This window comes from Photobacterium sp. DNB22_13_2, assembly GCF_052873915.1.
In genome coordinates, this window is sequence record NZ_JBNNXU010000075.1 from 1 (window position 1) to 338 (window position 338).

The 338-nt window shown below is 63.3% G+C and carries 1 protein-coding gene; it reads right to left on the reverse strand.

Going from position 1 to position 338, the window contains the following annotated elements:
• Positions 1-263: hypothetical protein (locus tag ACVA58_RS27840; RefSeq protein ID WP_446513489.1), on the reverse strand; the 263-nt coding region annotated here is incomplete at its 3' end.
• Positions 264-338 lie beyond the last annotated feature (75 nt).

Here is a 338-nt window from a genome sequence, read left to right on the forward strand (position 1 = left end):
AGGTACAACAGCGATTCCACCTGGCTGCGGGCGCTGTAGAGCCGGGCCGTTTCGTCGCGATACGCGTTTTCGTAGAAGGTGGCCACCTTATCGAAATCGTCGATGGCCTCGGCTTGCCGGCTCGCTTTGGCAAGCTGTGCGCCTTCCTGCAACAGCTGAGCGTTGCGGGTGTCGTCTGCGTTGGCGGCGGGCGCGCTCTGCGCCCAGACGGACACGCTTGCAAGCAGTGCGGCAACGGCAACCAGAACACGCGGATACGGCATGGCCCCTCCCATTGAAATGTCGAGCGACGTTAGCAGAACGTGCCGGCCGCTGGTGGGCCTGGAAGTGGGGTATGT